Origin of the sequence: Pseudomonas sp. MF6396, from assembly GCF_002018915.1 — a bacterium.
GTDB classification, from domain to species: domain Bacteria; phylum Pseudomonadota; class Gammaproteobacteria; order Pseudomonadales; family Pseudomonadaceae; genus Aquipseudomonas; species Aquipseudomonas palmensis.
In genome coordinates this window covers 177,066-201,833 of the sequence record NZ_MVOK01000010.1, presented here as the reverse complement: position 1 = coordinate 201,833, position 24,768 = coordinate 177,066, and the positions used below count along the sequence as shown (strand labels likewise).

Annotated in this window: 25 protein-coding genes; 10 read left to right on the top strand and 15 right to left on the bottom strand. The window is 63.5% G+C overall.

The genetic code is table 11. The features are described from left to right. Positions 1-256: 256 nt before the first annotated feature. Complete coding sequence (locus MF6396_RS28670; protein ID WP_161493034.1) at positions 257-538, bottom strand: hypothetical protein; 282 nt, start codon at positions 536-538, stop codon at positions 257-259. Positions 539-540: 2 nt separating this feature from the next. Here MF6396_RS28670 and rhtA point away from each other — a divergent pair, with 2 nt between their 5' ends. Continuing rightward, positions 541-1,428 carry a threonine/homoserine exporter RhtA gene (gene rhtA, locus MF6396_RS13005; RefSeq protein ID WP_078480529.1) on the top strand — a complete coding sequence of 296 codons (888 nt, stop codon included), beginning with the start codon at positions 541-543 and terminating at the stop codon, positions 1,426-1,428. 181 nt (positions 1,429-1,609) lie between these two features. Further along, positions 1,610-1,891, top strand: coding sequence for a hypothetical protein (locus MF6396_RS13000; RefSeq protein ID WP_043859840.1), 282 nt, complete (start codon positions 1,610-1,612; stop codon positions 1,889-1,891). Between the two features lie 43 nt (positions 1,892-1,934). Here the strand turns inward: MF6396_RS13000 and MF6396_RS12995 are convergent, their stop codons facing one another. The 4 genes from MF6396_RS12995 to MF6396_RS12980 form a co-directional block, all read right to left on the bottom strand. Next, positions 1,935-3,743: an aminopeptidase P family protein gene (locus tag MF6396_RS12995; protein WP_078480528.1), complete on the bottom strand. Its 1,809-nt coding sequence runs from the start codon at positions 3,741-3,743 to the stop codon at positions 1,935-1,937. Positions 3,744-3,797: 54 nt separating this feature from the next. Beyond that, entirely contained in the window at positions 3,798-4,958 is a 1,161-nt protein-coding gene (locus MF6396_RS12990; RefSeq protein ID WP_078480526.1) for a cysteine desulfurase family protein, read from the bottom strand. 105 nt (positions 4,959-5,063) lie between these two features. Continuing rightward, positions 5,064-6,503 carry an FAD/NAD(P)-binding protein gene (locus MF6396_RS12985; protein WP_078480525.1) on the bottom strand — a complete coding sequence of 480 codons (1,440 nt, stop codon included), beginning with the start codon at positions 6,501-6,503 and terminating at the stop codon, positions 5,064-5,066. Between the two features lie 77 nt (positions 6,504-6,580). Next, entirely contained in the window at positions 6,581-7,561 is a 981-nt protein-coding gene (locus MF6396_RS12980) for a GlxA family transcriptional regulator (protein ID WP_058540605.1), read from the bottom strand. A 104-nt stretch (positions 7,562-7,665) separates the two neighbouring features. Between MF6396_RS12980 and MF6396_RS12975 the strand changes: the two genes are divergently transcribed. After that, positions 7,666-8,223, top strand: a complete 558-nt coding sequence (locus tag MF6396_RS12975; RefSeq protein ID WP_054915728.1) for a cysteine hydrolase family protein — start codon at positions 7,666-7,668, stop codon at positions 8,221-8,223. A 7-nt stretch (positions 8,224-8,230) separates the two neighbouring features. Here the strand turns inward: MF6396_RS12975 and MF6396_RS12970 are convergent, their stop codons facing one another. Further along, positions 8,231-8,794, bottom strand: coding sequence for a helix-turn-helix domain-containing protein (locus tag MF6396_RS12970; protein ID WP_058540604.1), 564 nt, complete (start codon positions 8,792-8,794; stop codon positions 8,231-8,233). A gap of 84 nt (positions 8,795-8,878) precedes the next feature. Here MF6396_RS12970 and MF6396_RS12965 point away from each other — a divergent pair, with 84 nt between their 5' ends. The 7 genes from MF6396_RS12965 (at position 8,879) to MF6396_RS12935 (ending at position 16,048) form a co-directional block, all read left to right on the top strand. After that, a complete protein-coding gene (locus MF6396_RS12965; protein ID WP_078480523.1) occupies positions 8,879-9,826 on the top strand; it encodes a DMT family transporter in 948 nt (315 codons plus the stop codon). Positions 9,827-9,975: 149 nt separating this feature from the next. Further along, positions 9,976-12,894, top strand: a complete 2,919-nt coding sequence (locus tag MF6396_RS12960) for a monovalent cation/H+ antiporter subunit A (protein WP_078480522.1) — start codon at positions 9,976-9,978, stop codon at positions 12,892-12,894. After that, the gene (locus MF6396_RS12955; protein ID WP_007986256.1) at positions 12,894-13,238 is read left to right on the top strand and encodes a Na+/H+ antiporter subunit C; all 345 of its coding nucleotides are present in this window, start codon (positions 12,894-12,896) and stop codon (positions 13,236-13,238) included. The genes MF6396_RS12960 and MF6396_RS12955 overlap by 1 nt, the downstream gene beginning before the upstream one ends. Continuing rightward, positions 13,235-14,920, top strand: a complete 1,686-nt coding sequence (locus MF6396_RS12950) for a monovalent cation/H+ antiporter subunit D (RefSeq protein WP_078480521.1) — start codon at positions 13,235-13,237, stop codon at positions 14,918-14,920. The genes MF6396_RS12955 and MF6396_RS12950 overlap by 4 nt, the downstream gene beginning before the upstream one ends. After that, positions 14,917-15,405, top strand: coding sequence for a Na+/H+ antiporter subunit E (locus MF6396_RS12945; RefSeq protein WP_043860102.1), 489 nt, complete (start codon positions 14,917-14,919; stop codon positions 15,403-15,405). The genes MF6396_RS12950 and MF6396_RS12945 overlap by 4 nt, the downstream gene beginning before the upstream one ends. Then, positions 15,402-15,680, top strand: a complete 279-nt coding sequence (locus MF6396_RS12940) for a K+/H+ antiporter subunit F (RefSeq protein WP_043860103.1) — start codon at positions 15,402-15,404, stop codon at positions 15,678-15,680. The genes MF6396_RS12945 and MF6396_RS12940 overlap by 4 nt, the downstream gene beginning before the upstream one ends. Further along, positions 15,677-16,048, top strand: coding sequence for a Na+/H+ antiporter subunit G (locus tag MF6396_RS12935; RefSeq protein WP_043860104.1), 372 nt, complete (start codon positions 15,677-15,679; stop codon positions 16,046-16,048). Before MF6396_RS12940 ends, MF6396_RS12935 begins: the two co-directional genes overlap by 4 nt. A gap of 9 nt (positions 16,049-16,057) precedes the next feature. Here MF6396_RS12935 and MF6396_RS12930 read toward each other — a convergent pair whose 3' ends face one another. The 9 genes from MF6396_RS12930 to exaC all read right to left on the bottom strand — a co-directional run bounded on the left by MF6396_RS12930 (position 16,058) and on the right by exaC (position 24,672). Beyond that, positions 16,058-16,267: a hypothetical protein gene (locus MF6396_RS12930; RefSeq protein ID WP_235384112.1), complete on the bottom strand. Its 210-nt coding sequence runs from the start codon at positions 16,265-16,267 to the stop codon at positions 16,058-16,060. After that, a complete protein-coding gene (locus tag MF6396_RS12925; RefSeq protein WP_043860106.1) occupies positions 16,264-16,731 on the bottom strand; it encodes a hypothetical protein in 468 nt (155 codons plus the stop codon). Before MF6396_RS12925 ends, MF6396_RS12930 begins: the two co-directional genes overlap by 4 nt. Positions 16,732-17,266: 535 nt before the next feature. Further along, positions 17,267-17,476 (bottom strand): hypothetical protein, encoded by a 210-nt coding sequence (locus tag MF6396_RS12915; RefSeq protein WP_054915725.1) that lies wholly within the window; start codon positions 17,474-17,476, stop codon positions 17,267-17,269. Between the two features lie 117 nt (positions 17,477-17,593). Next, positions 17,594-18,823 carry a methyl-accepting chemotaxis protein gene (locus MF6396_RS12910; RefSeq protein ID WP_408980702.1) on the bottom strand — a complete coding sequence of 410 codons (1,230 nt, stop codon included), beginning with the start codon at positions 18,821-18,823 and terminating at the stop codon, positions 17,594-17,596. A 540-nt stretch (positions 18,824-19,363) separates the two neighbouring features. After that, on the bottom strand, positions 19,364-19,768 hold the full coding sequence (locus MF6396_RS12905; RefSeq protein WP_043860109.1) for a TraR/DksA family transcriptional regulator: 405 nt from the start codon (positions 19,766-19,768) through the stop codon (positions 19,364-19,366). 250 nt (positions 19,769-20,018) lie between these two features. Beyond that, on the bottom strand, positions 20,019-21,701 hold the full coding sequence (locus MF6396_RS12900) for a hybrid sensor histidine kinase/response regulator (RefSeq protein ID WP_078480516.1): 1,683 nt from the start codon (positions 21,699-21,701) through the stop codon (positions 20,019-20,021). Then, on the bottom strand, positions 21,685-22,848 hold the full coding sequence (gene ercA / locus MF6396_RS12895; RefSeq protein WP_078480515.1) for an alcohol dehydrogenase-like regulatory protein ErcA: 1,164 nt from the start codon (positions 22,846-22,848) through the stop codon (positions 21,685-21,687). Before ercA ends, MF6396_RS12900 begins: the two co-directional genes overlap by 17 nt. A gap of 122 nt (positions 22,849-22,970) precedes the next feature. Further along, positions 22,971-23,042: a pyrroloquinoline quinone precursor peptide PqqA gene (gene pqqA, locus MF6396_RS12890; RefSeq protein WP_020289857.1), complete on the bottom strand. Its 72-nt coding sequence runs from the start codon at positions 23,040-23,042 to the stop codon at positions 22,971-22,973. A 109-nt stretch (positions 23,043-23,151) separates the two neighbouring features. Then, the gene (exaC, locus tag MF6396_RS12885; protein ID WP_043860112.1) at positions 23,152-24,672 is read right to left on the bottom strand and encodes an acetaldehyde dehydrogenase ExaC; all 1,521 of its coding nucleotides are present in this window, start codon (positions 24,670-24,672) and stop codon (positions 23,152-23,154) included. Positions 24,673-24,768: the final 96 nt, after the last annotated feature.

The window sequence follows — 24,768 nt, the reverse complement described above, 5'->3', positions numbered from 1 at the left end:
CAAATCTTTCGATTTTCGTGCAGTCACTTGTGATGCTGATAATCTTTCTGACTATCAGTCTGAGCCCACAAGCACCCACACGAATTGCTTGATTCAATTGTTAAAGAGCGGTTGGTCAAGAACTTTTCGTCTCAACCGAGGCGCGCATTCTACGCTTTCCTCAGGGTCTGTCAAGCGTTTATTTTGAAGTTTTTCGTTTCACTTCAAACACTTGACTCGCTTCGATCTCTCGTAGCGGGAGGCGAATTCTACAGCGTTACAACCTGCTGTCAACCACCTTTTTCACCGCTGCCGATCTTTCGATCGAAGCACCTCCAGCCTGACCTGAAACGTCCAACTCGTTGATATTCAAGGAGTTTTTCGTTCCGACTGCGCCGGAAGTGGGGCGAATTATAGAGAAATTAAATCGTGCGTCAAGGGCTAATTGGCGATATTCGATGAACAAAGAAAGTTGCGCACTATATTGCTCATCTTCGCCTCCTTGCGCATCATAGACGCCAGGCCACACGCCTCTCTCTATATAAGGAAGCAACTCCAACAATGAACACCCACCCCCGCAGCCTGGCCTCCAGCCTCTTCCCCATTGGCCTGCTGCTAATTGCAATGGCATCCATCCAGTCCGGCGCCTCGCTGGCAAAAAGCATGTTCCCGCTGGTAGGTGCGCAAGGCACCACAACGCTGCGCCTGATTTTCGCCAGCCTCATCATGCTGGTGCTGCTGCGCCCCTGGCGCGCGCGCTTCACCTCCAGCACCCTCAAGTCGGTCATCATCTATGGCCTGGCATTGGGCGGCATGAACTTTCTCTTTTATATGTCCTTGCGCAGTGTCCCGCTGGGTATCGCCGTTGCCCTGGAGTTCACCGGCCCGCTGGCCGTGGCGTTGTACGCATCGCGCAGGGCCATGGATTTCGTATGGATCGGACTGGCAGTGATCGGCCTGTTGCTGCTGATACCCATCGGGCAGACCGGGGCGGCCATCGACCTGGTAGGCGCCGGCTACGCACTGGGCGCCGGCGCGTGCTGGGCGCTCTACATTCTATATGGGCAGAAAGCCGGGGCCGAGCACGGCATTCAGACCGCCGCACTTGGCGTCATGGTTGCCGCACTGTTCGTTGCGCCGATCGGCATCGTTCATGCCGGCAGCGCCCTGCTCAACCCTGCCCTGCTACCCGTGGCGATTGGCGTGGCCATTCTGTCGACAGCATTGCCGTACAGCCTGGAAATGGTGGCCCTGACACGCCTGCCCGCCCGAACCTTCGGCACACTGATGAGCATCGAACCGGCATTCGGCGCATTGTCGGGACTACTGTTTCTCAACGAAGTGTTGAGCATGGCGCAATGGCTGGCCATCGCCGCGATCATTACTGCCTCGGTGGGTGCCACACTGTCCATGCGCAGGGAAAGCCCAGCACTGGTGCCAGCCGACTGATTTGAGAAATATTTCCATTTGAACCTGTTTTTGTCATTGTGTCGCCATGGCACCCTGTTTAAGCTGTAATTCAATGCACTGCTTGAAGTTTTAACTTAAGACAAGGACGCGAGAGGCATCAGGAAGAGGCGCAGGTAACCGTCTCGGGCTTGCAGACCCGACACTCTTTGTAAGGACAGGAATGAAACGAATTTTGCTCATCCTAGCCATTCTGGCCATTGCTGGCTGTGCGGCGAACGCCAAAACTGAGGTCAAACACGGCAAGAAGGGCATGCACATCAACTGCTCGGGCCTGTCGTCTTCATGGAACAAGTGCTACGCCAAGGCCGCCAGTTCCTGCGGCACCAAAGGCTACAAAGTCGTCGCCAAGTCTGGCGATGGCGAAGACGAGCCAGGGGACTACCCCTTCGGTCTCAACCCCGCCGGCTACACCAGCCGAAGCATGATCGTCATCTGCAAGTAACGAAAAAGGGCAACCCGCAGGTTGCCCTTTTTCATGTGCCCGATCAGACAGCTTCGGTTCTTTGTTCCAGCCAGTGCAGAGCAGCACCTGCCAGCAGTGGCGAAAGCCGTTCACGCACCGTGCGGTGGTAATCATTGAGCCATTCGCGTTCTTCGCTGCCCAGTTGCTCAGGCAACAGGCATCGTGTGTCGATAGGGCACAAGGTCAGCGTTTCGAATTCAAGAAAGTCACCAAACCCACTCTTGCCCGAATCCCGGGTGAACACCAGGTTCTCGATGCGCACGCCCCACTGCCCAGGCCGATAGGTGCCCGGCTCGATGGAGGTGATCATGCCGGCCTGCATGGCTGTGTGCGGCGCAGGCGAGGCCTGATAGGCGATCACCTGTGGCCCTTCGTGCACGTTCATGAAGTAGCCGACGCCGTGGCCGGTGCCATGCCCGTAATCCACATGCTCGGCCCATAACGGTGCTCGGGCAATCGCATCGAGCAAAGGCGAGGCAATGCCCCGCGGAAAACACGCCCTGGATAGTGCAATCATGCCCTTGAGCACCCGCGTGCAATCCAGCTTCTGTTCCAGGCTTGGCGTGCCGATGGGCACCATACGGGTAATGTCGGTGGTCCCTCCCAGGTACTGCCCACCTGAATCGATCAACAACAGCCCATCACCTTCGATGAGCGCATGCGAGGCGTCGGTGGCGCGGTAATGCGGCATGGCCCCATTGCTGTTGAAGGCGGCAATGGTAGCAAAGCTTGGGGACACATGACCGGGACGTCGAGCCCGGGCTGCGCCGAGCAAGGTGTCAACACTGACCTCGGTAAGGGTCGAATGCCCCAGTGCGGCTTCGAAGTCCGCGAAGAACTCGCACAACGCCGCACCGTCCTGTTCCATCACCTGCCTGATATGAACGAGGTCCGCCTCGCTCTTTCTCGACTTGGACAGAACGCTTGGATTGATGCCTTCGAGCAGCTGCACCTGGGCACCGAGGTTGGCCAGCAACCCGCTGGTCACCCGTGCCGGATCTACCAGCAGGACACTGCCCGCCTCGATGCCTGCCAGCGCGCTGCCCACTGCTTCATACTCGCGCAGTTGCACCCCGTCAGACTCAAGTGCCTCGCGCACAGCGCTGTCGACCTTGCTCGATGCCACGAACAGAATGGCCTGATGCTGACCGATCAATGCGAAGGAAACGAATACCGGGTTGTATGAAACGTCGCTGCCACGCAGGTTGAACAGCCAAGCGATGTCATCCAGCGTCGCAATGAAATGCCAATCTGCGCCGCGCTCCTTGAGCGTTGTGCGCAGTTGCGCCAGCTTGTCGGCACGGCTGACGCTCGCGTGCGGCGGCAGGTGCTGGTAAACCGGGCTGCCTGGCAACGCAGGCCGCTCCAGCCACACCTGTGCCAGCAGGTCCCTGTCACTGAGCAGGCGCACATTGCGCACCCTGAGGCGATCCTGCAGCTGCCGCGCCGACGCCAGTTGCATCACCGCACCGTCTACTGCCACCGTGCCGCCTGCGGGCGCCTGCTCTGCCAGCCAGTCAAGGGCCCCCGGCTGACCCGGCATCAGCTTCATCAACGCGATACCGCTACCCGCCAGCTCCTTTTCGGCCTGCTCCCAGTAACGACTGTCGGCCCAAAGCCCGGCAAAATCGGCCGTCAGCACCAGCGTACCCACCGAGCCATGAAACCCGGACAGCCATTGGCGCCCCTGCCAGTAGCCTGGGAGGTATTCGGACAGGTGCGGGTCTGCCGAGGGCACCAGCAGTGCATCGACCCCTTCGCGGTTCATCACTGCACGCATGCGCGCCAGGCGCGCGGTTACTGCTTCCTGCATTCCAGGCTGACTGTTCATTATGTTGTGCCACCACCGCGACCAATGTTCTGGTGGACGATAATGAAGCAGCACTCAACCGTGGGCAACCGCCCAGAAAGGCACATTGTGTAACGCTGCGTGGATGGCACCGGCAGCGGCGTCGATATCCTCTTCGCGGGTATAGCGCCCCAGGCTCAGACGCAACGTCTGCCGTGCCGCACGCTCGTCATGCCCAAGCGCCAGCAGCACATGCGAAGGCGCACTGCTGGCCGAATTGCAGGCCGACGTCGAGGAAAACGCCAGCGTACGGGCCAGCGCCTGCAGATCGATACCGTCACCGCCAAAGGTCAGGCTCAACGTATGAGGGATGCGCTGGACAGGGCTGCCGTTGAGCCCCAGGCCGGGAATATCGGCCAACTGCTCCAGCAGCCGCTCACGCAACCGGTGCATACGTGCAACCTCCTGCTGCTGCACCTGCCCGGCCAGTGCGAAGGCTGCGCCCATGGCGGCAATCTGGTGAGTGGCCAGGGTGCCCGAGCGCAATCCGTTCTCGTGCCCGCCACCGTGAATCTGTGCCTGCAGCAGCGGCGCGGCGCGCTTGCCGACGTAGAGCGCACCGATCCCTTTGGGCCCATACACCTTGTGCGCCGAAAACGACATCAGGTCCACCGGCCAGCGTGACAGGTCGATAGGCACCTTGCCTGCCCCCTGGGCGGCATCCACATGCAGCAATGCACCGTGGCGGCGCACCCGCTCGCCGATGGCCTGCACATCGTTCAGGGTGCCCAGTTCATTGTTGACCAGCATCAGCGATACCAGAAAGGTGTCGTCACGCAGCGCCGCCGATACCGCCTGTTCAGTGATCAACCCCTGGGCATCTGGGCTCAGCCACGTCACCTCGATGCCTGCCAGCTCGAGCTGTCGGGCAGTATCGAGCACGGCTTTGTGCTCGATGCGGCTGGTGATGACATGCCCACCTGTGCGGCCCTGAGCCAGCCCTTTGAGGGCCAGGTTGTTGGATTCGGTGGCACCCGACGTCCAGATGATCTCATCGGCCCGCGCCCCTACCAGGCCGGCGACCTGGGACCGTGCCTGCTCGACCGCCAGGCGTGCCTGCTGACCATACCGATGGGAGCTGGAAGCCGGATTGCCAAAACGCCCGGATACCCCCAGACACTCCACCATTACTTGAATGACTCGCTCGTCGACGGGTGTCGTGGCGGCGTAGTCGAAATACAGCGGGAGTGTGGTCATGGCCAGGCGCTTCCTGAATGCGTGGAGTAGTCGTGCATCTATAGTGCACGAACACGCATAGAACCATTAATTATCAATTTTCATATTTATATAACGAAAATATCATTACGGTGATGACTCAGGCCCCCGCGTCAGACGAGCAGCCAATCCCTTGGCCTGCAACGCCACGGCGGTTACGGCAGTACTTTCCCACCACAGGCCACGTAGCGGCGGGCCCATCGCAAACAGGCGCGTACTGACCGCGCCATCGGCATCGATCACTGCGCCCTGCGGGTCGGCATCAATTCCAAGGGCCAGCGGCCCTGGCCGGATCAGCCTGCGCTGCAGCAATGCTTGCGGCAGCGGGCGCGCCACGCGCCGCCAGTCATACTCGATACCGGTGGAGTTGACCAGCGCGGCACCCTCGACCCGCGTCGCCTGGGCCTCGCCGCGAAACCGCAGACGCACCCCCACCCCGGCTCCGGTAGCCGGTTCGACCCTCTGCAGGGAGGCCGCATGAATATGCAGGCGCCCCTCCTGGCGCAACCGCTCCAGCAGCGCTGCACCCTGGGGCGGCGAACGGTGATGATGGCTTTCCCACCAGGGCCGCACATGGCGCACGAACTGGCGGCGTTCGCGGTCACTGGCCTGGCTCCACAGCCTGGGGATATGCACCCGCACAGTGTCCAGCGGGGCCTGCCAGTCGATGCCCTGGGCCAACGCCAGCCTGCATTGCCGGCGCAGCGCACGCAGCAACTGGCGCGGGCTGCGCAGCGAAGGGTCCGCCTCGAGAAAATCCTCCCAGGGCGGTGGCTGACGGCGCTCGTGGGGCCACAACCCGTGGCGCGAGAATACCTCGACAGGCCCACGATGCCCGGCCAGTTGCAACGACACCAGGGTGTCGACCATGGTCAGCCCGGAACCGATGATCAACACTGTGCCTTGCGGGTCGATCGTGCGCATGGCGCCCACGTCCCAGGGGTCGATGGCTGCAGCGTTGAGGCTGTTCTCACCCACCTGCGCCGTGCGCGCTGCGGCAAACATGCCGGTAGCCAGCACCGCCTGGCGCGCCTGCACCCGGCGCCCATCCTGCAATTGCGCCTGAACCCTGTCACTGTGCACCTGCAGGTCAACCACCTCGGTACACACATGCTCCAGCGTGGAGCCGGCCTTGGCGCCGACACGCTCGGCCTCTGCCAGACGCTGGCGGGCATAGCGACCGAACAGACCTCGCGGCGGGAACAATTCGGCCACCGGCACGCCCTGCTCGGCGGATTCGGGCCACTGCCCGGCATCGATCTGCTGTTGCAGCCAGTGGGTCAGGTCATCGGGATTGTCCGGATCGACGCTCATGCGCGCCGCATTGCCATTGAGGGTATGACCGTTTTCGGTAGCGCTGTAGGCTTCGCCACGCCCCAGCTCCCCACGCGGCTCGACCACCAGCAGGCGCCGGCGTCCGGGGCGACGCAGCAATTGCGCCGCCAACAAGGCGCCGCTCAGGCCACCCCCGATGATCAGTACATCCGCCATGTCGTCGCAGGCAGGTGCCGGTTGTTGTTCGTGCATCGGTATCTCCTTTCCCGGGAGACCGGATAATAAGCAGCAATCCACCGCAAGGGCAGCGGTGCGGTACCAAAGGAGGATCAGCCCGCAGGACCGACCACGTGCTTGCGGTACTCGCCTGGCGCAAGCCCTGTGACCTTGTGGAAGACCTTGCGAAACGCACCAGGGTCCTGGTAGCCAACACCCCAGGCGATCTGGTCGATGCTGCGGTTGGTGAACTCGAGCATCCGGCAAGCGCGCCCTACCCTCACCTGCTGACAGTACTCGGTGGGTTTGAGGCCGGTGGCGCTGCGAAAACGCCGCAGGAAGGTGCGCTGCTCGAGCCCTGCGCAGTCGGCCATCAAGGCCAGGTTGACCTCCCGCGCCCCCGTGCTCTGCAGCCAGTGCTGCACCTTGAGCACCGCTTCGTCGCCATGGTCCAGGCGCGGGCTGAACACGCTGCCCGGCCCAGGCATGGCATGCACTGGCGCCACCGCGAGAAATCGCGCCGTCTCAGCCGCCAGGGTCTGCCCCTGGAAGCGCTCGACCAGCTTGAGCCCCAACTCGGTCCAGGCCATCAATCCGGCCGAGGTAATGATGTCGCCATCTTCCAGCAACGGCAGGTTGGCCTCGACCTTGACCAGGGGAAAGCGCTCGGCCAGCGATTGGGCAAAATTCCAGTGAGTTGTGGCGGAGCGACCGTCGAGCAGGCCGCTGGCGGCAATGAAGAACACCCCGACACACACCGACACCAGCAGCGCGCCTTCGCGGTGCCACTGACGCAGGTCGTTGCAGAAACGTTCGATCAGTTCGGGGCCCGGCTCCTCGGTCAGGCTGGGCGGGATGATCATCACTCGTGGGCGGTGATGCGCCTGCGGGTGACTGTCGAAGCTCACCGCCAGCGGCTGTCCCGGCACCTCGGCCCAGTGGCACACCCGCAGCAGCGGGCTGCGTCGCGCCCCGAGGTCGGCGGCCATGCGGTTGGCTACCGCGAACAGGTCGGTCAGGCCGTGCACTGCCGCCATCTGGGCACCTGGGTAAACCAGAATACCGATCTCGACCTGATCGCCGATTGCATCCATTGTCAGTTTTTCCCGCCAATTTGTCGGTCGCGCCAATGCGCAAGCCTGTCGCACAAGCCTATAACTATCAGCACGTCACAACCATTCTCCTGAAGGACTGCACCATGAGCAAACAGGCACTGATCATCGTCGACATCCAGAACGACTACTTCCCCGGCGGCAAATGGACGCTGCACGGCGCCGATGCGGCCGCCGACAACGCCGCACGGATCATCCAGGCCGCCCGCGAAAACGGCGACCTGGTGGTCCATGTACGTCATGAGTTCGAGTCCGCCGATGCACCTTTCTTCACTCCGGGCTCCGAAGGCGCGCAGATTCATCCGAAAGCAGCCGCTCGCGAGGGCGAGCCGGTGGTGCTCAAGCACAACGTCAACAGCTTTCTGGGCACCGACCTCAAGGCCCTGCTCGACCAGCACAAGATTACCGGCCTGACCCTGGTCGGCAGCATGAGCCACATGTGCATCGATGCCGCCGCCCGGGCCGCCTCGGACATGGGCTATGGCACCACGGTGGTGCACGATGCCTGCGCCACCCGCGACCTGGAATTCAACGGCGTGGTCGTACCGGCGGCCCAGGCCCACGCGGCGTACATGGCGTCGCTGGCCTTCGCCTACGCGCAGGTGGTCTCCACCCAGGAGTGGCTTGACGCCAATCGGCGCTGACAGGCCTTCAGATCACCACGTTGCGCACGAAGCGCGTCGCCACGTCGCCATCGTTGCGGTAGGCATGCATGCGGTTGCTGGCGAAGCTGTAGAAATCGCCAGCCGCCAGCACATATTCCTGCGTTTCTATCACCAGGGTAAGGCGCCCCTCGAACACGTAGATCTGTTCGCTCCAGCCGTCGAAATCGGCCTCGGCCGGGTACACCTCGCCCGGCTCCAGGCGCCACTCCCACAACTCCACCTCGCGGCTGGCCCTGGAACTTGCCAGCAACACGGCCTTGCTGCCGGGGTGCACACCGGCCCAGGCCAGTTCGTTGATGCGATCAGGGTCACGGCTGTCAGGTGCCTGGATCAGGTCGCTGAACGCCACCGACAAGGCCTCGGCGATCAGGTCGAGGGTGGTCAGGCTGACATTCTTTTCACCCGCTTCTATTGCCACCAGCATGCGTCGGCTGACACCGGATTTTTCTGCAAGGGCGCTCTGGCTCAGCTCTGCCGCATGGCGCAGGCGCCGGATATTCTGGCTCACGTGCTGAAGCACGGAGGCCCGCTGACTGGAATCTTTGTGCACTATATTGCTCACTCACATGGCTTGCGCAGTATACTGCCCACCTTCCGACGCATTGTGCGTCGCTCGCCCCACGTGTGCAAGCCCATGACCTCGCCGACCACTGCCCGATCCCTCTTCCTTTCATTGCGCCTGAGCAAGGCCGAACTGGTGCTGGTGTTCATCACCATGCTCTGGGGCGCCACTTTTCTGCTGGTGCATAACGTGATGACCGTCAGCGGCCCGATGTTCTTCGTCGGCCTGCGCTTTGCAGCGGCGGCGCTGTTTGTCGGAGCGTTCAGTGCGCGTGCGCTGTCCGGCCTGACCTGGTTCGAAGTCAAGGCCGGCGTGCTGATCGGCGCCTCGATCATGCTGGGCTACGGCCTGCAGACCGTGGGCCTGCAAACCATCACCAGTAGCCAGTCGGCATTCATCACCGCCTTGTACGTACCTTTTGTACCGCTGCTGCAGTGGCTGGTGCTGGGCCGGCGCCCGGGGCTGATGCCGAGCCTGGGCATTGGCCTGGCGTTCGCCGGACTGATGCTGGTGGCCGGCCCCAGTGGCAGCTCGCTGCAGTTCAGCCCCGGCGAAATCGCCACGCTGATCGGCGCCGTGGCAATCGCAGCCGAGATCATTCTGATCAGCAACTATGCCGGCAAGGTCGACGTGCGCCGCGTGACCGTGGTGCAACTGGCTACCGCGTCGGCGCTGTCGTTCATGATGGTGGTGCCCACCCGGGAAGCCCTGCCGGACTTTTCCTGGCTGCTGCTGGGTAGTGCCGTCGGCCTGGGCGCCATGAGTGCGGTGATCCAGGTGGCAATGAACTGGGCCCAGCAATCAGTCTCGCCCACCCGGGCTACGCTGATCTACGCTGCAGAGCCGGTATGGGCCGGTATCGTCGGCCGCCTGGCGGGCGAGCGTCTGCCGGGCATCGCACTGCTCGGCGGGCTACTGATCGTGATCGCGGTGGTGGTCAGCGAACTGAAGATCAAACGTCGTGGCGAGCCCCTCGGCGCCAGTGATGACGATCAACAGGTGCAACAAACGGACCGGTAATCTGCAATAGCGGCACAATTCTTGTAAAAAACTGTTATAAAAAAACGCGTTGATGAGGCGCAAAAGTAGGATTCTGCGACAGCTTGCGTGTTGGTGATCGACGGGGCGCCACGTATGATCCCTTACAAACCTCTGCAGATTAGAAATCTATGTCCTTGATAGTTCTACTGCTTCTGCCGTTTGTTGGCAGCTGTCTGGCGGCTGTACTGCCGCACAACGCGCGTAACAGCGAATCACTTCTGGCCGGCCTTGTCGCGCTGGTCGGTACCGTGCAGGTCGCACTCCTGTACCCGCAAATTGCCGATGGCGGCGTCATCCGTGAAGAATTTCTGTGGCTGCCGAGCCTGGGCTTCAATCTCGTGCTGCGCATGGACGGGTTCGCCTGGCTGTTCTCGCTGCTGGTGCTGGGCATCGGCACCCTGGTGTCGCTGTATGCGCGCTACTACATGTCACCCCAGGACCCGGTTCCGCGTTTCTTCGCGTTTTTCCTGGCGTTCATGGGTGCCATGCTGGGCCTGGTGATCTCTGGCAACCTGATCCAGATGGTGTTCTTCTGGGAACTGACCAGCCTGTTCTCGTTCCTGCTGATCGGTTACTGGCACCACCGTGCCGATGCACGGCGCGGCGCCTATATGGCGCTGATGGTCACCGGGGCCGGTGGCTTGTGCCTGCTGGCGGGGGTACTGCTGCTCGGCCATGTGGTGGGCAGCTATGACCTGGACAAGGTCCTGGCCGCCGGTGACCTGATTCGCAGTCATGCCCTCTACCCCATTCTGCTTCCCCTTATCCTGCTCGGCGCCCTGACCAAGAGCGCTCAATTCCCCTTCCACTTCTGGCTTCCCCACGCCATGGCCGCGCCCACGCCGGTCTCGGCCTATCTGCACTCGGCCACCATGGTCAAGGCCGGGGTGTTCCTGCTGGCCCGGCTATGGCCGTCGCTGGCCGGCAGCGAAGAATGGTTCTGGATCGTCAGCGGCGCAGGGGCCTGCACCCTGCTGCTGGGCGCCTATGCGGCCATGTTCCAGAACGACCTCAAGGGCCTGCTGGCCTACTCGACCATCAGCCACCTGGGCCTGATCACCCTGCTGCTGGGCCTGAACAGCCCGCTGGCAGCGGTAGCGGCGGTGTTCCACATTCTCAACCATGCCACCTTCAAGGCCTCGCTGTTCATGGCCGCCGGCATCATCGACCATGAAAGCGGCACCCGCGATATCCGCAAGCTCAGCGGGCTGTTCCGGCTGATCCCGTTCACCGCCACCCTGGCCATGGTCGCCAGTGCCTCGATGGCCGGCGTACCCTTGATGAACGGCTTTCTGTCCAAGGAAATGTTCTTCGCCGAAACCGTGTTCATCAGTTCCACGGCCTGGGTCGAAACCACCTTGCCGATCATCGCGACCCTGGCGGGCACCTTCAGCGTCGCCTATGCGCTGCGCTTCACCGTCGACGTGTTTTTCGGCCCGCCGGCCACCGACCTGCCCCATACCCCCCACGAGCCGCCGCGCTGGATGCGCGCGCCGGTCGACTTGCTGGTGCTGACCTGCCTGGTGGTGGGTATCTTCCCTGCCCAGTCGGTGGGCCCGCTGCTGGCCGCTGCCGCACTGCCGGTGGTGGGTGGCACGCTGCCCGAGTACAGCCTGGCCATCTGGCACGGCTGGAATGCACCACTGATCATGAGCCTGATCGCCATGTGCGGCGGCGTGGTGCTCTACCTGGTGCTGCGCAATCAGCTCAAGCGCGGGCGCTTCCTCTACCCGCCGCTGATCGAGCTGTTCAATGGCAAGCGCCTCTTCGAACACGGCCAGGTGCTGCTGATGCGTGTGGCGCGCCGCTTCGAGCGCCTGTTCACCACCCGCCGCCTGCAGAAGCAGCTGTTCATGCTGGTGCTCATCGCCCTGCTCGCCGGCGTGCTGCCCATGCTGCAAACCGGGTTGAGCTGGGGCGACCGGCCCAAGATCCCGGGCTCAGGTGTATTCGTGATGCTCTGGCTGATCGCGATCATCTGTGCCATCGGCGCTGCGTGGCAGGCCAAGTACCACCGGCTGGCGGCCCTGACCATGGTCAGCGTCTGCGGCCTGATGACCTGCATCACCTTCGTCTGGTTCTCGGCGCCGGACCTGGCACTCACCCAACTGGTGGTCGAAGTGGTCACCACGGTGCTGATCCTGCTGGGCCTGCGCTGGCTGCCACGGCGTATCGAAGACATCTCGCCCCTGCCCGGCAGCAAGGAGCGCGCTGTGGCACGCCGCCTGCGCGACCTGCTGCTGGCGGTGCTGGTCGGCGGTGGCATGGCCTTGCTGTCGTACGCAATGCTGACCCGCCCGACACCCAACGTGATTTCTTCCTTCTACCTGAGCCGGGCGCTGCCCGAGGGTGGCGGCACCAACGTGGTCAACGTGATGCTGGTTGACTTCCGCGGCTTCGATACCCTGGGTGAAATCACCGTACTGGTGGCCGTGGCACTGAGCGTGTTTGCCCTGCTGCGCCGCTTCCGCCCGCCCAAGGAGAGCATCCAGCTACCTGCCCAGCAGCGCCTGCTGGCGCCGGACGTGGTCACCGACCTGGTCAACCCGCGTCAGGCCGCCGATACCGCGCTGGGCTTCATGATGGTGCCCGCTGCCCTGGTGCGACTGCTGCTGCCGATCGCGCTGGTGATCTCGATGTACCTGTTCATGCGCGGCCACAACCAGCCCGGTGGCGGCTTCGTCGCCGGCCTGGTGATGTCGGTGGCGTTCATCCTGCAGTACATGGTCGCCGGCACCCAGTGGGTGGAAGCCCAGATGAGCCTGCGTCCGCTGCGCTGGATGGGCACCGGCCTGCTGCTGGCAACCCTCACCGGGGCCGGGGCGATGCTGCTCGGCTACCCGTTCCTGACCACGCATACCGCGCACCTTGACCTGCCGATACTGGGCGACATCCATGTCGCCAGCGCCCTGTTCTTCGACACGGGCATCTTTACCGTGGTGGTCGGGTCCACCCTGCTGATCCTCACCGCACTGGCCCACCAGTCGGTGCGCAGCCACCGGCCGAGCAGCCAGCCCAAACCCACCGTCAACCCGGGAGCCGCCTGATGGAAGAAGTGATTGCAATTGCCATCGGTGTGCTCGCCGCGTCAGGCGTGTGGCTGATCCTGCGCCCACGGACCTTCCAGGTGGTGATGGGCCTGTGTCTGCTGTCGTACGGCGTCAACCTGTTCATCTTCAGCATGGGCAGCCTGTTCATCGGCAAGGAGCCGATCATCAAGGACGGCGTACCCCAGGACCTGCTCCATTACACCGACCCGTTGCCCCAGGCACTGGTACTGACGGCCATCGTCATCAGCTTCGCCATGACCGCCTTGTTCCTGGTGGTGCTGCTGGCTTCGCGCGGGCTGACCGGCACCGACCACGTGGATGGCCGGGAGCCTAAAGAATGAGTGTGATGAACCAACTGATCGTCGCGCCCATTCTGCTGCCGCTGCTGACCGCCGCACTGATGCTGCTGCTGGGCGAAAAGCGCCGGCCGCTCAAGGCCCGCATCAACCTGATCTCCAGCCTGGCCGGGCTGGGTATTTCGATCTGCCTGCTGCTGTGGGTGCAGGAGCAGGGCCAGGCCAGCTCGATCGGCGTGTACCTGCCGGGCAACTGGCAGGCCCCCTTCGGCATCGTGCTGGTACTCGACCGCCTTTCGGCACTGATGCTGGTACTCACCGGCATCGTCGGGGTCAGCGCGCTGGTGTTCGCCACCGCGCGCTGGGACCGCGCAGGCGCCAGCTTCCACGCCCTGTTCCAGATCCAGCTGATGGGCCTGTACGGCGCCTTCCTGACGGCCGACCTGTTCAACCTGTTCGTGTTCTTCGAAGTGCTGCTGGCCGCCTCCTACGGCCTGATCCTGCATGGCTCGGGTCGTGCGCGGGTCAAGGCCGGCCTGCACTACATTGCCATCAACCTGCTCGCTTCCTCGCTGTTCCTGGTGGGGGCGGCGATGCTCTATGGGGTCACCGGTACCCTGAACATGGCTGACCTGGCCCTGAAGATTCCGCTGGTGCCCGAGGCCGACCGCGGCCTGCTGCATGCCGGCGCGGCGATTCTGGCCACGGCCTTTCTGGCCAAGGCGGGTATCTGGCCGCTCAACTTCTGGCTGGTCCCGGCCTACTCGTCGGCCAGTGCCCCGGTTGCCGCACTGTTCGCGATCATGACCAAGGTGGGCACCTATACCGTGCTGCGCCTGTGGACCTTGCTGTTCTCCGGTCAGGCCGGCGCTTCGGCGTTCTTCGGCGGCGAGTGGCTGGTCATCGGTGGCCTGGCCACCCTGGGCTGCGCGGCGCTGTCGATCCTGGCGGCGCAACGCCTGGAGCGCATGGCCAGCCTGAGCATCCTGGTCTCGGCCGGCACCTTGCTGGCCGCCATCGGCTTCGGCCAGGCGGCGCTGACCGCCGCCGCCCTGTTCTACCTGGTGAGCTCCACCCTGGCCTTGTGCGCGCTGTTCCTGCTGGCCGAGCTGATCGAGCGCTCGCGCTCGGCCAACGAGATCCCGCTGGAAGACGACACCGATGCGCTGCCCTCGCCCCTGGAATCGCTGCAGCCGCCCAAGGGCATCAACCTGGACGATGAACAGAAGGCGGTGATCGGCCAGGTGATTCCCTGGACCATGGCATTCCTGGGCCTGAGCTTCATCGCCTGCGCGCTGCTGATCATCGGCATGCCGCCGCTGTCCGGTTTCATCGGCAACCTGAGCCTGATCAGCGCCCTGTTCAACCCCAACGGCCTGGGCGTGCCGGTCGACCAGCCGCTGTCCGCAGCCGGCTGGGGCCTGGTGGCCTTGCTGGTGCTCTCGGGCCTGGCATCGCTGATCGCCTTGACCCGTGTCGGCATCCAGCGCTTCTGGACCCCGCAGGAGCGCCCCTCGCCGTTGCTACGGCGCAATGAGTGCATTCCCATCGTGCTGCTGCTGGGGCTGTGCGTACTGCTGAGCGTGCGCGCCGAACCACTGCTGCGCTACACCCAGGACACGGCAGCCGGGCTCAAGGACCCTGCCAGCTACGTCAATGCGGTACTCGGCACGCGACCGGTGCCCGGCCCCACCAGCGAGGCGATTGCCGGGCAGGTGCAGCCATGAAGCGCCTGTTTCCCGCGCCACTGCTGTCGCTTTCGCTCTGGGGGTTGTGGTTGCTGCTCAACCTCTCGCTGAGTGCCGGCAACCTGCTGCTTGGCGCACTGCTGGCAATCCTGGCACCCATCCTGATGGCGCCGCTGCGTCCGCTACCGGTGCGCATACGCAAGCCGGGCACCATCGTGCGGCTGATTCTGCGAGTGGGGGGCGATGTGGTGATGTCCAACCTGCAGGTTGCCCGTAGCGTATGGCAGGCCGGTGGCCGGCCGCCACGCTCGCGCTTCATACGTATTCCGCTGGACCTGCGCGATGCCCATGGCCTGGCGGCGCTGTCGATGATCACCACGGTCATTCCCGGCACCATCTGGTCGGAGCTGGCGCTGGACCGCAGCATCCTGCTGCTGCATGTCTTCGATCTGGACGATGAAACGCAGTTCATCGACCACTTCAAGCACACCTACGAACGTCCGCTGATGGAGATTTTCGAATGACTGGCCTGCTCGCCAACGCCATTCTCGCCAGCCTGTTCATCTTTGCCCTGGCCATGGCCCTGACCCTGGTGCGCCTGTTCAAGGGCCCTTCGGCGCAGGACCGGGTACTGGCGCTGGACTACCTGTACATTCTGGCCATGCTGATGATGCTGGTGCTGGGTATCCGCTACGCCAGCGACACCTACTTCGAAGGTGCGCTGCTGATAGCCCTGTTCGGCTTTGTCGGCTCGTTTGCCCTGGCCAAATTCCTGCTGCGTGGCGAGGTGATCGAATGAACTCGACCGTCGAATTGCCGTTCTGGCTTGAAGTGGTCACGGCTGTGCTGCTGGTCGTCAGCAGCCTGTTCGCCCTGAGCGGCGCGGTAGGCCTGCTGCGCCTGAAGACCTTCTTCCAGCGCATGCACCCGCCCGCCCTGGCGTCGACCTTCGGCACCTGGTGCGTGGCCATGGCTTCGATCCTGTACTTTTCGGGCCTCAAGCACTCGCCCGTACTGCACGCCTGGCTGATCCCGATCCTGCTGTCGATCACCGTGCCGGTGACCACCCTGCTGCTGGCGCGGGCCGGGTTGTTTCGCAAGCGCATGGCCGGGGATGACGTACCCGAAGAGGTCAGCAGTGGCCGCGGGCGCGATACCGGGCACTGACACCTGGCCCTATCGAGCTGCCAACACCTGCAGCTCGCGGCGCACCATTGCCGCATATTCCGGCGGGCTCAGCTGATACAGCTGCCCTGCCACCCAGTTCAACCAGGCGCCCTGCAGCACCGCGCGTTGTGCCAGCCACTCCAGGGCCTGGGCCTGGGCGCGGGCCTGATGCTCGGCGTGGAAGCGCGCACGCCCCGACGCCGCAGCGGTACTGCTCACTCGCTGGCCTTGAAGGTCAGTTCGCCCTTGCGCCATTTGGCGGCCTTGGCCGTGGCAGCCTTCAGGGTCTTGGTCAGGCCTTCCTTGATCTGCTCGTGGGCAGCAAACACCATCACCACGGTCTGCCCCTCGCGGAACACGATGCCATGCCCTTCGGGCACGGTCACGAACGCATAATCGCCCAGTTCGTAGACGGTCAGCTTGATGTCGCGAAAGCGGATCTCCAACTTGCCACCTTCGCGGCTGGGCAATACCGCCGCCCGAAAGTGATCGCCCACTTTCAGTTCAAGCCGCTGTTTGTCATCGACCACCAGGGCCTCTTCGGTATCGATCTCGGCAAGGTAGATACCTTCGGCACTTTGTTCGGTCACGTAGACGAAGCGCGATTGAAACTGTTTGACCAACTTGGCCCGCAGGTCGCCCAACACGAAGAGGGCGTGCATATCCAGATTACTGACTGCCAATGATTAATTCCTCAAAACCAGCATCACCCCGCCACCTCGCAGGCGGCACTGCGCCGCGAAGGTCCCGGTTTTCAATTTGAAGTCTGAAAGACTAGTGGATCAGTGCCAGGGTTGTTCGTACGCACAGACACCAGGCTGCGAAGGAAAACACGTCGTGCCCTGCCAGTTGATAACCGGCGGCTACAAACAGCCATTTCCCAAAGTGCAACCGATTTCTCTGACAGCGTGCTCGCTGAAAAAATGCGATAGCTGAAAGAAAGATCCCAGAACGAAGGACCTCTGGACGAACATGTTCACTGCACAGGGAAGCGAATATGCACGAAAACACCGAAACACGTCGAGTGGGCAATACACTAGAAGTATCAAAAAATATCGGGAGTGCATCCGGCAAAACCCGGCCGCGCTACATTGTAGTGCCGGCTGGCGTCGGTTTTTTCCATATCACGGAGTCTGCCACGGGCCGGGTGAAAGGCTTTCGCCGACATCACGGGGAGGCCTGCGACCTGGCAAGGACCCTCGAGGCCAGGCCCCGCGCCTACCCGGCCTGACAGGCGTCCAGCCCCTGCCCATCGAACTGTGCCAGCCAGGCGGCGCGACAGGCGTGTGCCTCGTCACGGCTGGCGAACGCGGTGCCTCTGCGCTCACCGTTGACCAGCACCACCCAGCACACGCGCATGCCCACCGAACGCAGCGAAATGGGAACGCCACTGCCGATCATCACCGCCACATCGACCTTGCACTGCATGATTCCCTCCGGAATTTAATTAGCAGCCTAACGATGAGGCGATGATAAACCCCTGCCCCTTGCGGGAAAAAGCTATCCCCGGCATAGCTGTTTTGCATCAAGCGCAACAAATCCGACTCAGGAAATCACGCTGTGCTGGGGTCGATAGCCCAGGCGCAAGCCGCCCCAGTGGCGCCCCTGTACCTGGATCGGCACCGACAGATCATGCATCAGCTCGCCCGTGTCACGGGTATAGGTCTGCAGCAGCACCGGTTGCTGATGGCTGCCGCAACGGATACCGGTACGGTCGTCGAACTTGCGCTTGCTGCGGTTGTGCGCGGTATCGGTCGCCTCGTCACCGGTCAGTGGCTGGCTGAAGGCGTTGTTGTGGGTCGGCACATAGCCCTGCTGAGTACAGGCAATGGCGAACACCAGGCCTTCATGCTGGGCCAGCAGCGGCTCCTGGATCGCGGGCAGTACCTGGTCGGTGTAGTCGTCAAAACGCGTGCGGTAACGGGCCGGGCGGGTACCGGGCAGCAACTGATACTGGCGATCGAACAGAGCATCGACGCTGATGCGCCCCTGGGCGATGTCGGCCTCGAAGCAATCGGCGATTTTCTGGGCCCCCTGGCGGGCAAGGTCGTATACGCGCTGGTGGTAGTCATCCAGCCCCACCTCGGCCAGACGCTCGCTGATACGCTCGGCCTGACCTTCCATCTGCACGGCTGCCTGGGCCAGGCGCTGGGTCTGCTGGTCGCTCACCACCAGGTCGCTGCGCATCTGCGCCACGGCCTGGAACAGGCTGTCGAGCTGAGTACGGTTGGTCTCGGTACCGGCAGCGATCGCATCGATCTGCTGCTCGACGCCAGCGGCGAGCCCGGCGATGGCGTCCAGTTGCTCGCCGGTGTGCTCGACCTGGTCCACCCCCTGGTGCAGGTCATCGGACAACTCACGGATCTGCTCCACCACCTGGGCGGTACGCTGCTGGATATCGGCCACCATCAGGCCGACCTCCTCGGTGGCACTGGCGGTACGTCCGGCCAGGCCACGCACCTCATCGGCCACCACGGCAAAGCCACGACCATGTTCGCCGGCGCGCGCGGCCTCGATGGCCGCGTTCAATGCAAGCAGGTTGGTCTGGCTGGCGATGGTCTGGATCACCAGGGTAACCCGGGCAATGTCTTCGCTGCGCTGGTGCAGCGCCTCGATCAGTTCGCGGCTGTCGTTGGCACGGGCGCTGAGCTGGTGCATGCGCTGGATCGACTCGGCCAGCACCGTTCTGCCGGCAGCACTGCTGTGGTGGGCCTCGCGGGCCGCGCCCAGGGCCTGCTGGCTGAGCTGCGAAGTGGCTTTCTCGGTACCGATCATGACTTCGGCACTGCTGACGATCTGCGCCGCCGACACCAGTTGCGATTGCAGCTTGTCGGCCAGTTGCTGCACCGCATGGGCAACGCCAGCGGCAGACAGCGCGTTGTGGCTGGTGGCCTGGGCCAGGTCACGGGTCAGGTCGCCCAGCGGGTCCTGCTCGCTCACCACCTCGGCCGGCCGCTTGCGCATCAACGGCAGCCACAGGGCCAGCAAGGCCAGTGGCAGACACAGGTAGAAGGACACATCGGCAAACGCCATGGCACTGAGCAACACCACCAGCACCAGGCTTTGCAGCGCCGTGCCCGACCAGCGCCGGGCGCCAGTGGACGTACCTTGCAGCGGCACCAGCGTGCCAGGCAGAGATCCTTCTCGCATCATAACAATGGTTCCCGCAGTGTCGTTATTGTGCCCCCATTAAACGCCACTACAAGGCCATTATCCATGCTTCGTTGGATGTAAGACCCTCCTGCTTGATGCAAGGCAAAGAAACGCAAAAGCCCCGGGCTGTGAACCCGGGGCTTGCTGGCACGACAGCGGGCGTCAGGCCTGACGCTGGTGCTTGTCGAGCTGCTCGTGGCGCTCTTGCGCCTCGATGCAGTACTTGGTGGTGGGGCTGATCAGCAGGCGCTTGAGGCCGATCGGCTCGCCGCTGTCTTCACACCAGCCGAAGCTGTCGTCCTTGATGCGGCCCAGGGCAATTTCCAGCTGGGGCAGCAGGCGCTGGTCGCGGTCGATGGTGTTGACCAGCCAGTGACGCTCTTCTTCGACCGAGGCGGCGTCGGCAGGATCAGCAGGGGTGTCCAGGCTTTCGATGGCTACACGACTTTTCTCGATGCGCTCATGGATCTCCACTTTCATCGACTGCAACAGCTCGGTGAAAAAGGCATGCTGCTCAGCGTTCATGTAGTCATCGGCCGGCATGGCCAGCAACTTTTCCTTTGTCATTGATTTCTCTATAAAAAATACGTGCATTTAGGCGATCGGGTGCTACCGGCGAACAGCTCGCCGGCGGCGCAATTCTTCAAGCACCATCCGGCACTCAATTTACAGGGGGCGGCAGTCTAAGGCCGAGTTTCGCAAGGGGCAATACAAATGAAGGTGGTTTTGTCCGAAATGCCCCTCGAACGAGCGTCAACGCTCCCCTGAGGGCGGCCTTTATAGCAAAAAAACTCGTCCGCGGGGGTAGTCTCGCTGTTTATCGCACGCCCGCCTCGCCCAGCAGCTGGCTCAGCACCGCACGCAGCTTGCCCGGCTTGACCGGCTTGTTGAGCAATGGCGCGCCCAGGCGCTGCATCGCACGGCGGCTCTGGTCGCTGCGATCGGCGGTGATCATCACGGCGGGTATGGTCACCGCGAAATGCTCACGCAGGTCGCGCACCACTTCGCAGCCGGTCACCCCGTGGTCCAGGTGAAAGTCCGCCAGCACCAGTTCCGGCGCGCGCCCCTGCAACACCTGAAATGCCGTCTTGCGGTCGGTCGCGGTCAGCACCTCGCACCCCCACTGGGCCAGCAGGGCGGCCATGCTCTGCAGGATGCTCAGTTCGTTGTCCAGCACCAGCAGGCGGCGCCCCGGCAGCGGGTCGCCGACGCTCGGCAGCGGTGCTGGCGCCAGCACCGGCGGGCAACGACGTTCGGTGGAGAGCGGCACATCGATGCTGAACACCGAACCGCGCCCCGGCCAGGAGCGCACCCGTACCGGGTAATCGAGGATCCGCGCAATGCGCTCGACGATCGCCAGGCCCAGGCCCACCCCCTTGCGATCGGCGGCGCGGCCCACATCGAGCTGGTTGAATTCGAGAAAGATCGATTGCAGGCGCTGCGCAGCAATGCCGCGCCCGGTATCCCAGACCTCCAGGCGCAGGCAGTCGCCACGCCGCCGCGCCCCCAGCAGGATGCGCCCCTGTTCGGTGTAGCGGCAGGCGTTGCTGAGGAAGTTGCGCAGGATCCGCGTCAGCAGCCGCACATCGGTGCGGATCACCTGGCGTCCGCTGCGCAAACGCAGGCCCAGGCCCTCGGCAGCCGCCACCGGCTGAAACTCCGAGGCCAGCGGCGCCAGCACATCGTCCAGCAGGTACAGGTCAAGGTCAGGCTTGATTGCCGCCTGGTCGAGCCGGGAAATATCCAGCAGATCGCTCAACAGGTCTTCGGCGCCTTCCAGCGCCTGGTGCGCGCGCTCCACCAGCAATTGCTCGGCCTGCGGCAACTGGCGCTCGCGCAGGGTCGAAATCAACAGGCGTGCAGCGTTGAGCGGTTGCAGCAGGTCGTGGCTGGCGGCGGCCAGGTACTTGTCCTTGCTGCGGTTGGCCGCCTGGGCCGCATCGCGTGCCTCCATCAGCTGGCGGGTACGCTCGGCCACGCGCTGCTCCAGCTCGTCGTTGAGTTGCTGCAGACGCTCCTGCGCCAGCTTGCGCTCGGTGATGTCGGCGACGAACCCCTCGACCACGCCCTCCTCGTCCGGGCGCAGCAACAGGTTCATCAGCACATCGATGCTGCTGCCGTCCTTGCGTCGCAACTGGGTTTCGTAACCCAGCAGGGCCTGCTCGCGCTGCAGCACCTGGGCAATGTCCTGCAACTCGGCCTGGCCGCCCACGAACAGGTGGCTGGCCAGGTCACGCCGGGAAAACAGCACCGCCTGGGGGTCGGCATACCCCAGCATGCGCGCCAGCGCCGGGTTGGCGGCGCGCAGGCCATCGTCGAGGCTGGCCTGGAAGATGCCGTGCACCGCATGCTCGAACAGCCACGAATAGCGCTTGCGCTCGGTTTCCAGCTCGTCCAGGCGCGCCGCCAGTTCCGGGTAGTGGCTTTTGCGAACAGTGTGGTTGCTCAGCCCCAGCAGCCCGGCCAGCGCATTCGCGCCAGGCTCAGAGGGCTTCGCCATACACCACCTCGACGTCACGCTGGCTCGAAGTCCGCGGGTTGGTGAGGATGCACGGGTCGTCCATCGCATGCTGCGACAGGAACGGAATGTCGCTGCTGCCCACCCCATGCAAGGCCAGGGTTTCGTGAAAGCCCACGGCGTGCTTGAGCGCGATCAGGTGCTCGACCAGGCGCTGGCGGACCTGATTGTGGTTCAGCCCGCGGCAATCGATACCCAGGGTCTGCGCGATCAACTTGAAGCGATCGGGGGCGGCGCTGTAGTTGAAGGCCACCACATGCTCGACCAGCACCGCATTGCACAGACCGTGGGGCAGGTCGAGAAACCCGCCCAGGCTGTGGGACATGGCGTGGACCGCCCCGAGGATGGCATTGGAGAAGGCCAGCCCGGCCTGCATGCTGCCGAGCATGATCTTCTCGCGCAGGGCGATGTCCTGCGGGTTGGCGATCATCTGCACCAGGTTGCCGTTGATCAGGCGCATTGCCTCAAGGGCATGGGGGTCGGTCAGCGGCCCATGGCCGGTGGACACGAACGCCTCGATGGCATGCACCAGCGCGTCGATACCGGTACAGGCCGAGAGGAACGGGTCCATGCTCAGGGTGGTTTCAGGGTCGATCAGCGACACATCGGGTACCACCGCCTTGCTGACGATGGAGAACTTCATGCGTTCCTGCTGGTTGGAGATGATCACGAACTGCGACACGTCGGCCGAGGTGCCGGCGGTGGTCGGGATCAGGATCAGCGGCGGGCTCGGCACTCGGATGGTGTCGACCCCTTCGAACTCCAGGATGTGCCGGCCGTGGGCCGCCACGATGCCGATGCCCTTGGCGCAGTCCATCGGGCTGCCGCCGCCAACGGCCACGATCACGTCGCACTGTTCGCTGCGATAGCTCTCGGCGCCGGCCATGACCTCTTCGACCCGCGGGTTGGGCGACACGTCGCTGTACAGGCAGTAATCAATGCCCTGCGCCTGCAGGCTGGCCTCGATGTCGCCGACCCAGCCGGCGGCGATCACGCCAGGGTCACTGACCAGCAGTACCTTGCGCGCGCCGAAGGTCCTGGCGTAATTGGCCACATGGTGCCGACAGCCGGCACCGAAGATGATTTCCGGAGAGACGAATTTACGCAACTGGCTCAGGTTCGGGCTCATGCGACGCCTTCTTGTTCTTTTAAGGTAGCGCCAGCCTAAAGCATCAGGAGGGTTTTGCAATCAGACGATAGGGGGGATGCACAAGGCAGCGCCGGTGCCTTGGGGCACCGGCGCAAGAGGGATCAACGGCTGGCGAAGTACATGGTCACTTCAAAGCCGATACGCAGATCAGTGAACGCGGGTTTTTTCCACATAGGTCCATCCTCTTCTGGCACCACAGGATTGCGGTGCGTCTATTAATACACCGTTGCCGGCGCAGGTCGAATGCTACTTTGGAACAGATTTTCCCACAGCCATCGGGCGTCAGAAGAAGCCCAGCGGATTGATGTCGTAGCTCACCAGCAGGTTCTTGGTCTGCTGGTAGTGGTCGAGCATCATCTTGTGGGTTTCACGACCCACGCCGGACTTCTTGTACCCGCCGAACGCGGCGTGCGCCGGGTACAGGTGGTAGCAGTTGGTCCACACGCGCCCGGCCTTGATGCCACGGCCCATGCGGTAGGCACGGTTGATGTCGCGGGTCCACAGCCCGGCGCCCAGGCCGAACTCGGTGTCGTTGGCGATTGCCAGGGCCTCGGCCTCGTCCTTGAAGGTGGTCACGCCCACCACCGGGCCGAAGATCTCTTCCTGGAACACGCGCATCTTGTTGTGGCCCTTGAGCAGGGTCGGCTGGATGTAGTAACCGGTCGACAGGTCGCCGGCCAGGCGCTCGCTGGCGCCACCGGTCAGTACCTGCGCGCCCTCTTCGCGGGCGATGTCCAGGTACGAGAGGATCTTGTCGTACTGCTGCTCGGACGCCTGGGCACCAACCATGGTTTCGGTGTCCAGCGGGTTGCCACGCTTGATCTGGGCGATCTTCTTCATCACCACGGCCATGAACGGCTCGTAGATCGATTCCTGTATCACCGCACGCGATGGGCAGGTGCACACTTCGCCCTGGTTGAAGAACGCCAGCACCAGACCTTCGGCGGCTTTCTCGATGAAACTCGGCTCGGCCTGCATGATGTCTTCGAAGAAGATGTTCGGCGACTTGCCGCCCAGCTCCACGGTGCTGGGGATGATGTTCTCGGCAGCGCACTTCATGATGTGCGAGCCCACCGGGGTGGAACCGGTGAAGGCGATCTTGGCGATGCGCTTGCTGGTGGCCAGCGCTTCACCGGCCTCGCGCCCGAAGCCCTGCACGATGTTGAGCACACCCGGCGGCAGCAGATCGCCCACCAGCTCGGCGAACACGGTGATCGACAGTGGGGTCTGTTCAGCCGGCTTGAGCACCACGCAGTTGCCGGCGGCCAGGGCCGGGGCGAGCTTCCAGGCGGCCATCAGCAGCGGGAAGTTCCATGGAATGATCTGCCCGACCACACCCAGCGGTTCATGGAAGTGGTAGGCGGCGGTGTTTTCGTTGATCTCGGCGGCGCTGCCTTCCTGGGCACGGATGCAGCCGGCGAAGTAACGGAAATGGTCGGCGGCCAGCGGCACGTCGGCATTCAGGGTTTCGCGAATGGCCTTGCCGTTGTCCCAGGTTTCGGCAATGGCCAGCACTTCGAGGTTCTGCTCGATACGGTCGGCAATCTTGAGCAGGATGCGCGAGCGGTCCTGCACGCTGGTACGGCCCCAGGCATCGGCAGCGGCGTGGGCGGCGTCCAGGGCGCGCTCGACGTCTTCGGCGCTGGAACGTGGAAATTCGGCGATGACCTGGGCGTTCACCGGCGAGCTGTTGGTGAAGTACTGGCCGTTCAGCGGGGCAACGAACTCGCCGCCGATGTAGTTGCCGTAACGCGGTTTGAAGTTGACAAGGGCGCCTTCGGTGCCGGGAGCTGCATAGATCATGTTCGGGCCTCTGTTGATCCGGGCCTGTCATGACGACAGGCGGTGTACGGATCTTAGGCAGCCCGGGGCGGCTGACGAATCGCCCTTTGGCAGAGG

What these genes read in the sequence shown, in the direction of transcription:
- rhtA (WP_078480529.1), top strand. Translation starts at nt 541, where the DNA reads ATGAACACCCACCCCCGCAGCCTGGCCTCCAGCCTCTTCCCCATTGGC.
- MF6396_RS13000 (WP_043859840.1), top strand. Translation starts at nt 1,610, where the DNA reads ATGAAACGAATTTTGCTCATCCTAGCCATTCTGGCCATTGCTGGCTGT.
- MF6396_RS12995 (WP_078480528.1), bottom strand. Translation starts at nt 3,743, where the DNA reads ATGAACAGTCAGCCTGGAATGCAGGAAGCAGTAACCGCGCGCCTGGCG.
- MF6396_RS12990 (WP_078480526.1), bottom strand. Translation starts at nt 4,958, where the DNA reads ATGACCACACTCCCGCTGTATTTCGACTACGCCGCCACGACACCCGTC.
- MF6396_RS12985 (WP_078480525.1), bottom strand. Translation starts at nt 6,503, where the DNA reads ATGCACGAACAACAACCGGCACCTGCCTGCGACGACATGGCGGATGTA.
- MF6396_RS12980 (WP_058540605.1), bottom strand. Translation starts at nt 7,561, where the DNA reads ATGGATGCAATCGGCGATCAGGTCGAGATCGGTATTCTGGTTTACCCA.
- MF6396_RS12975 (WP_054915728.1), top strand. Translation starts at nt 7,666, where the DNA reads ATGAGCAAACAGGCACTGATCATCGTCGACATCCAGAACGACTACTTC.
- MF6396_RS12965 (WP_078480523.1), top strand. Translation starts at nt 8,879, where the DNA reads ATGACCTCGCCGACCACTGCCCGATCCCTCTTCCTTTCATTGCGCCTG.
- MF6396_RS12960 (WP_078480522.1), top strand. Translation starts at nt 9,976, where the DNA reads ATGTCCTTGATAGTTCTACTGCTTCTGCCGTTTGTTGGCAGCTGTCTG.
- MF6396_RS12955 (WP_007986256.1), top strand. Translation starts at nt 12,894, where the DNA reads ATGGAAGAAGTGATTGCAATTGCCATCGGTGTGCTCGCCGCGTCAGGC.
- MF6396_RS12950 (WP_078480521.1), top strand. Translation starts at nt 13,235, where the DNA reads ATGAGTGTGATGAACCAACTGATCGTCGCGCCCATTCTGCTGCCGCTG.
- MF6396_RS12945 (WP_043860102.1), top strand. Translation starts at nt 14,917, where the DNA reads ATGAAGCGCCTGTTTCCCGCGCCACTGCTGTCGCTTTCGCTCTGGGGG.
- MF6396_RS12940 (WP_043860103.1), top strand. Translation starts at nt 15,402, where the DNA reads ATGACTGGCCTGCTCGCCAACGCCATTCTCGCCAGCCTGTTCATCTTT.
- MF6396_RS12935 (WP_043860104.1), top strand. Translation starts at nt 15,677, where the DNA reads ATGAACTCGACCGTCGAATTGCCGTTCTGGCTTGAAGTGGTCACGGCT.
- MF6396_RS12915 (WP_054915725.1), bottom strand. Translation starts at nt 17,476, where the DNA reads ATGCAGTGCAAGGTCGATGTGGCGGTGATGATCGGCAGTGGCGTTCCC.
- MF6396_RS12910 (WP_408980702.1), bottom strand. Translation starts at nt 18,823, where the DNA reads ATGATCGGTACCGAGAAAGCCACTTCGCAGCTCAGCCAGCAGGCCCTG.
- MF6396_RS12905 (WP_043860109.1), bottom strand. Translation starts at nt 19,768, where the DNA reads ATGACAAAGGAAAAGTTGCTGGCCATGCCGGCCGATGACTACATGAAC.
- MF6396_RS12900 (WP_078480516.1), bottom strand. Translation starts at nt 21,701, where the DNA reads ATGGCGAAGCCCTCTGAGCCTGGCGCGAATGCGCTGGCCGGGCTGCTG.
- ercA (WP_078480515.1), bottom strand. Translation starts at nt 22,848, where the DNA reads ATGAGCCCGAACCTGAGCCAGTTGCGTAAATTCGTCTCTCCGGAAATC.
- exaC (WP_043860112.1), bottom strand. Translation starts at nt 24,672, where the DNA reads ATGATCTATGCAGCTCCCGGCACCGAAGGCGCCCTTGTCAACTTCAAA.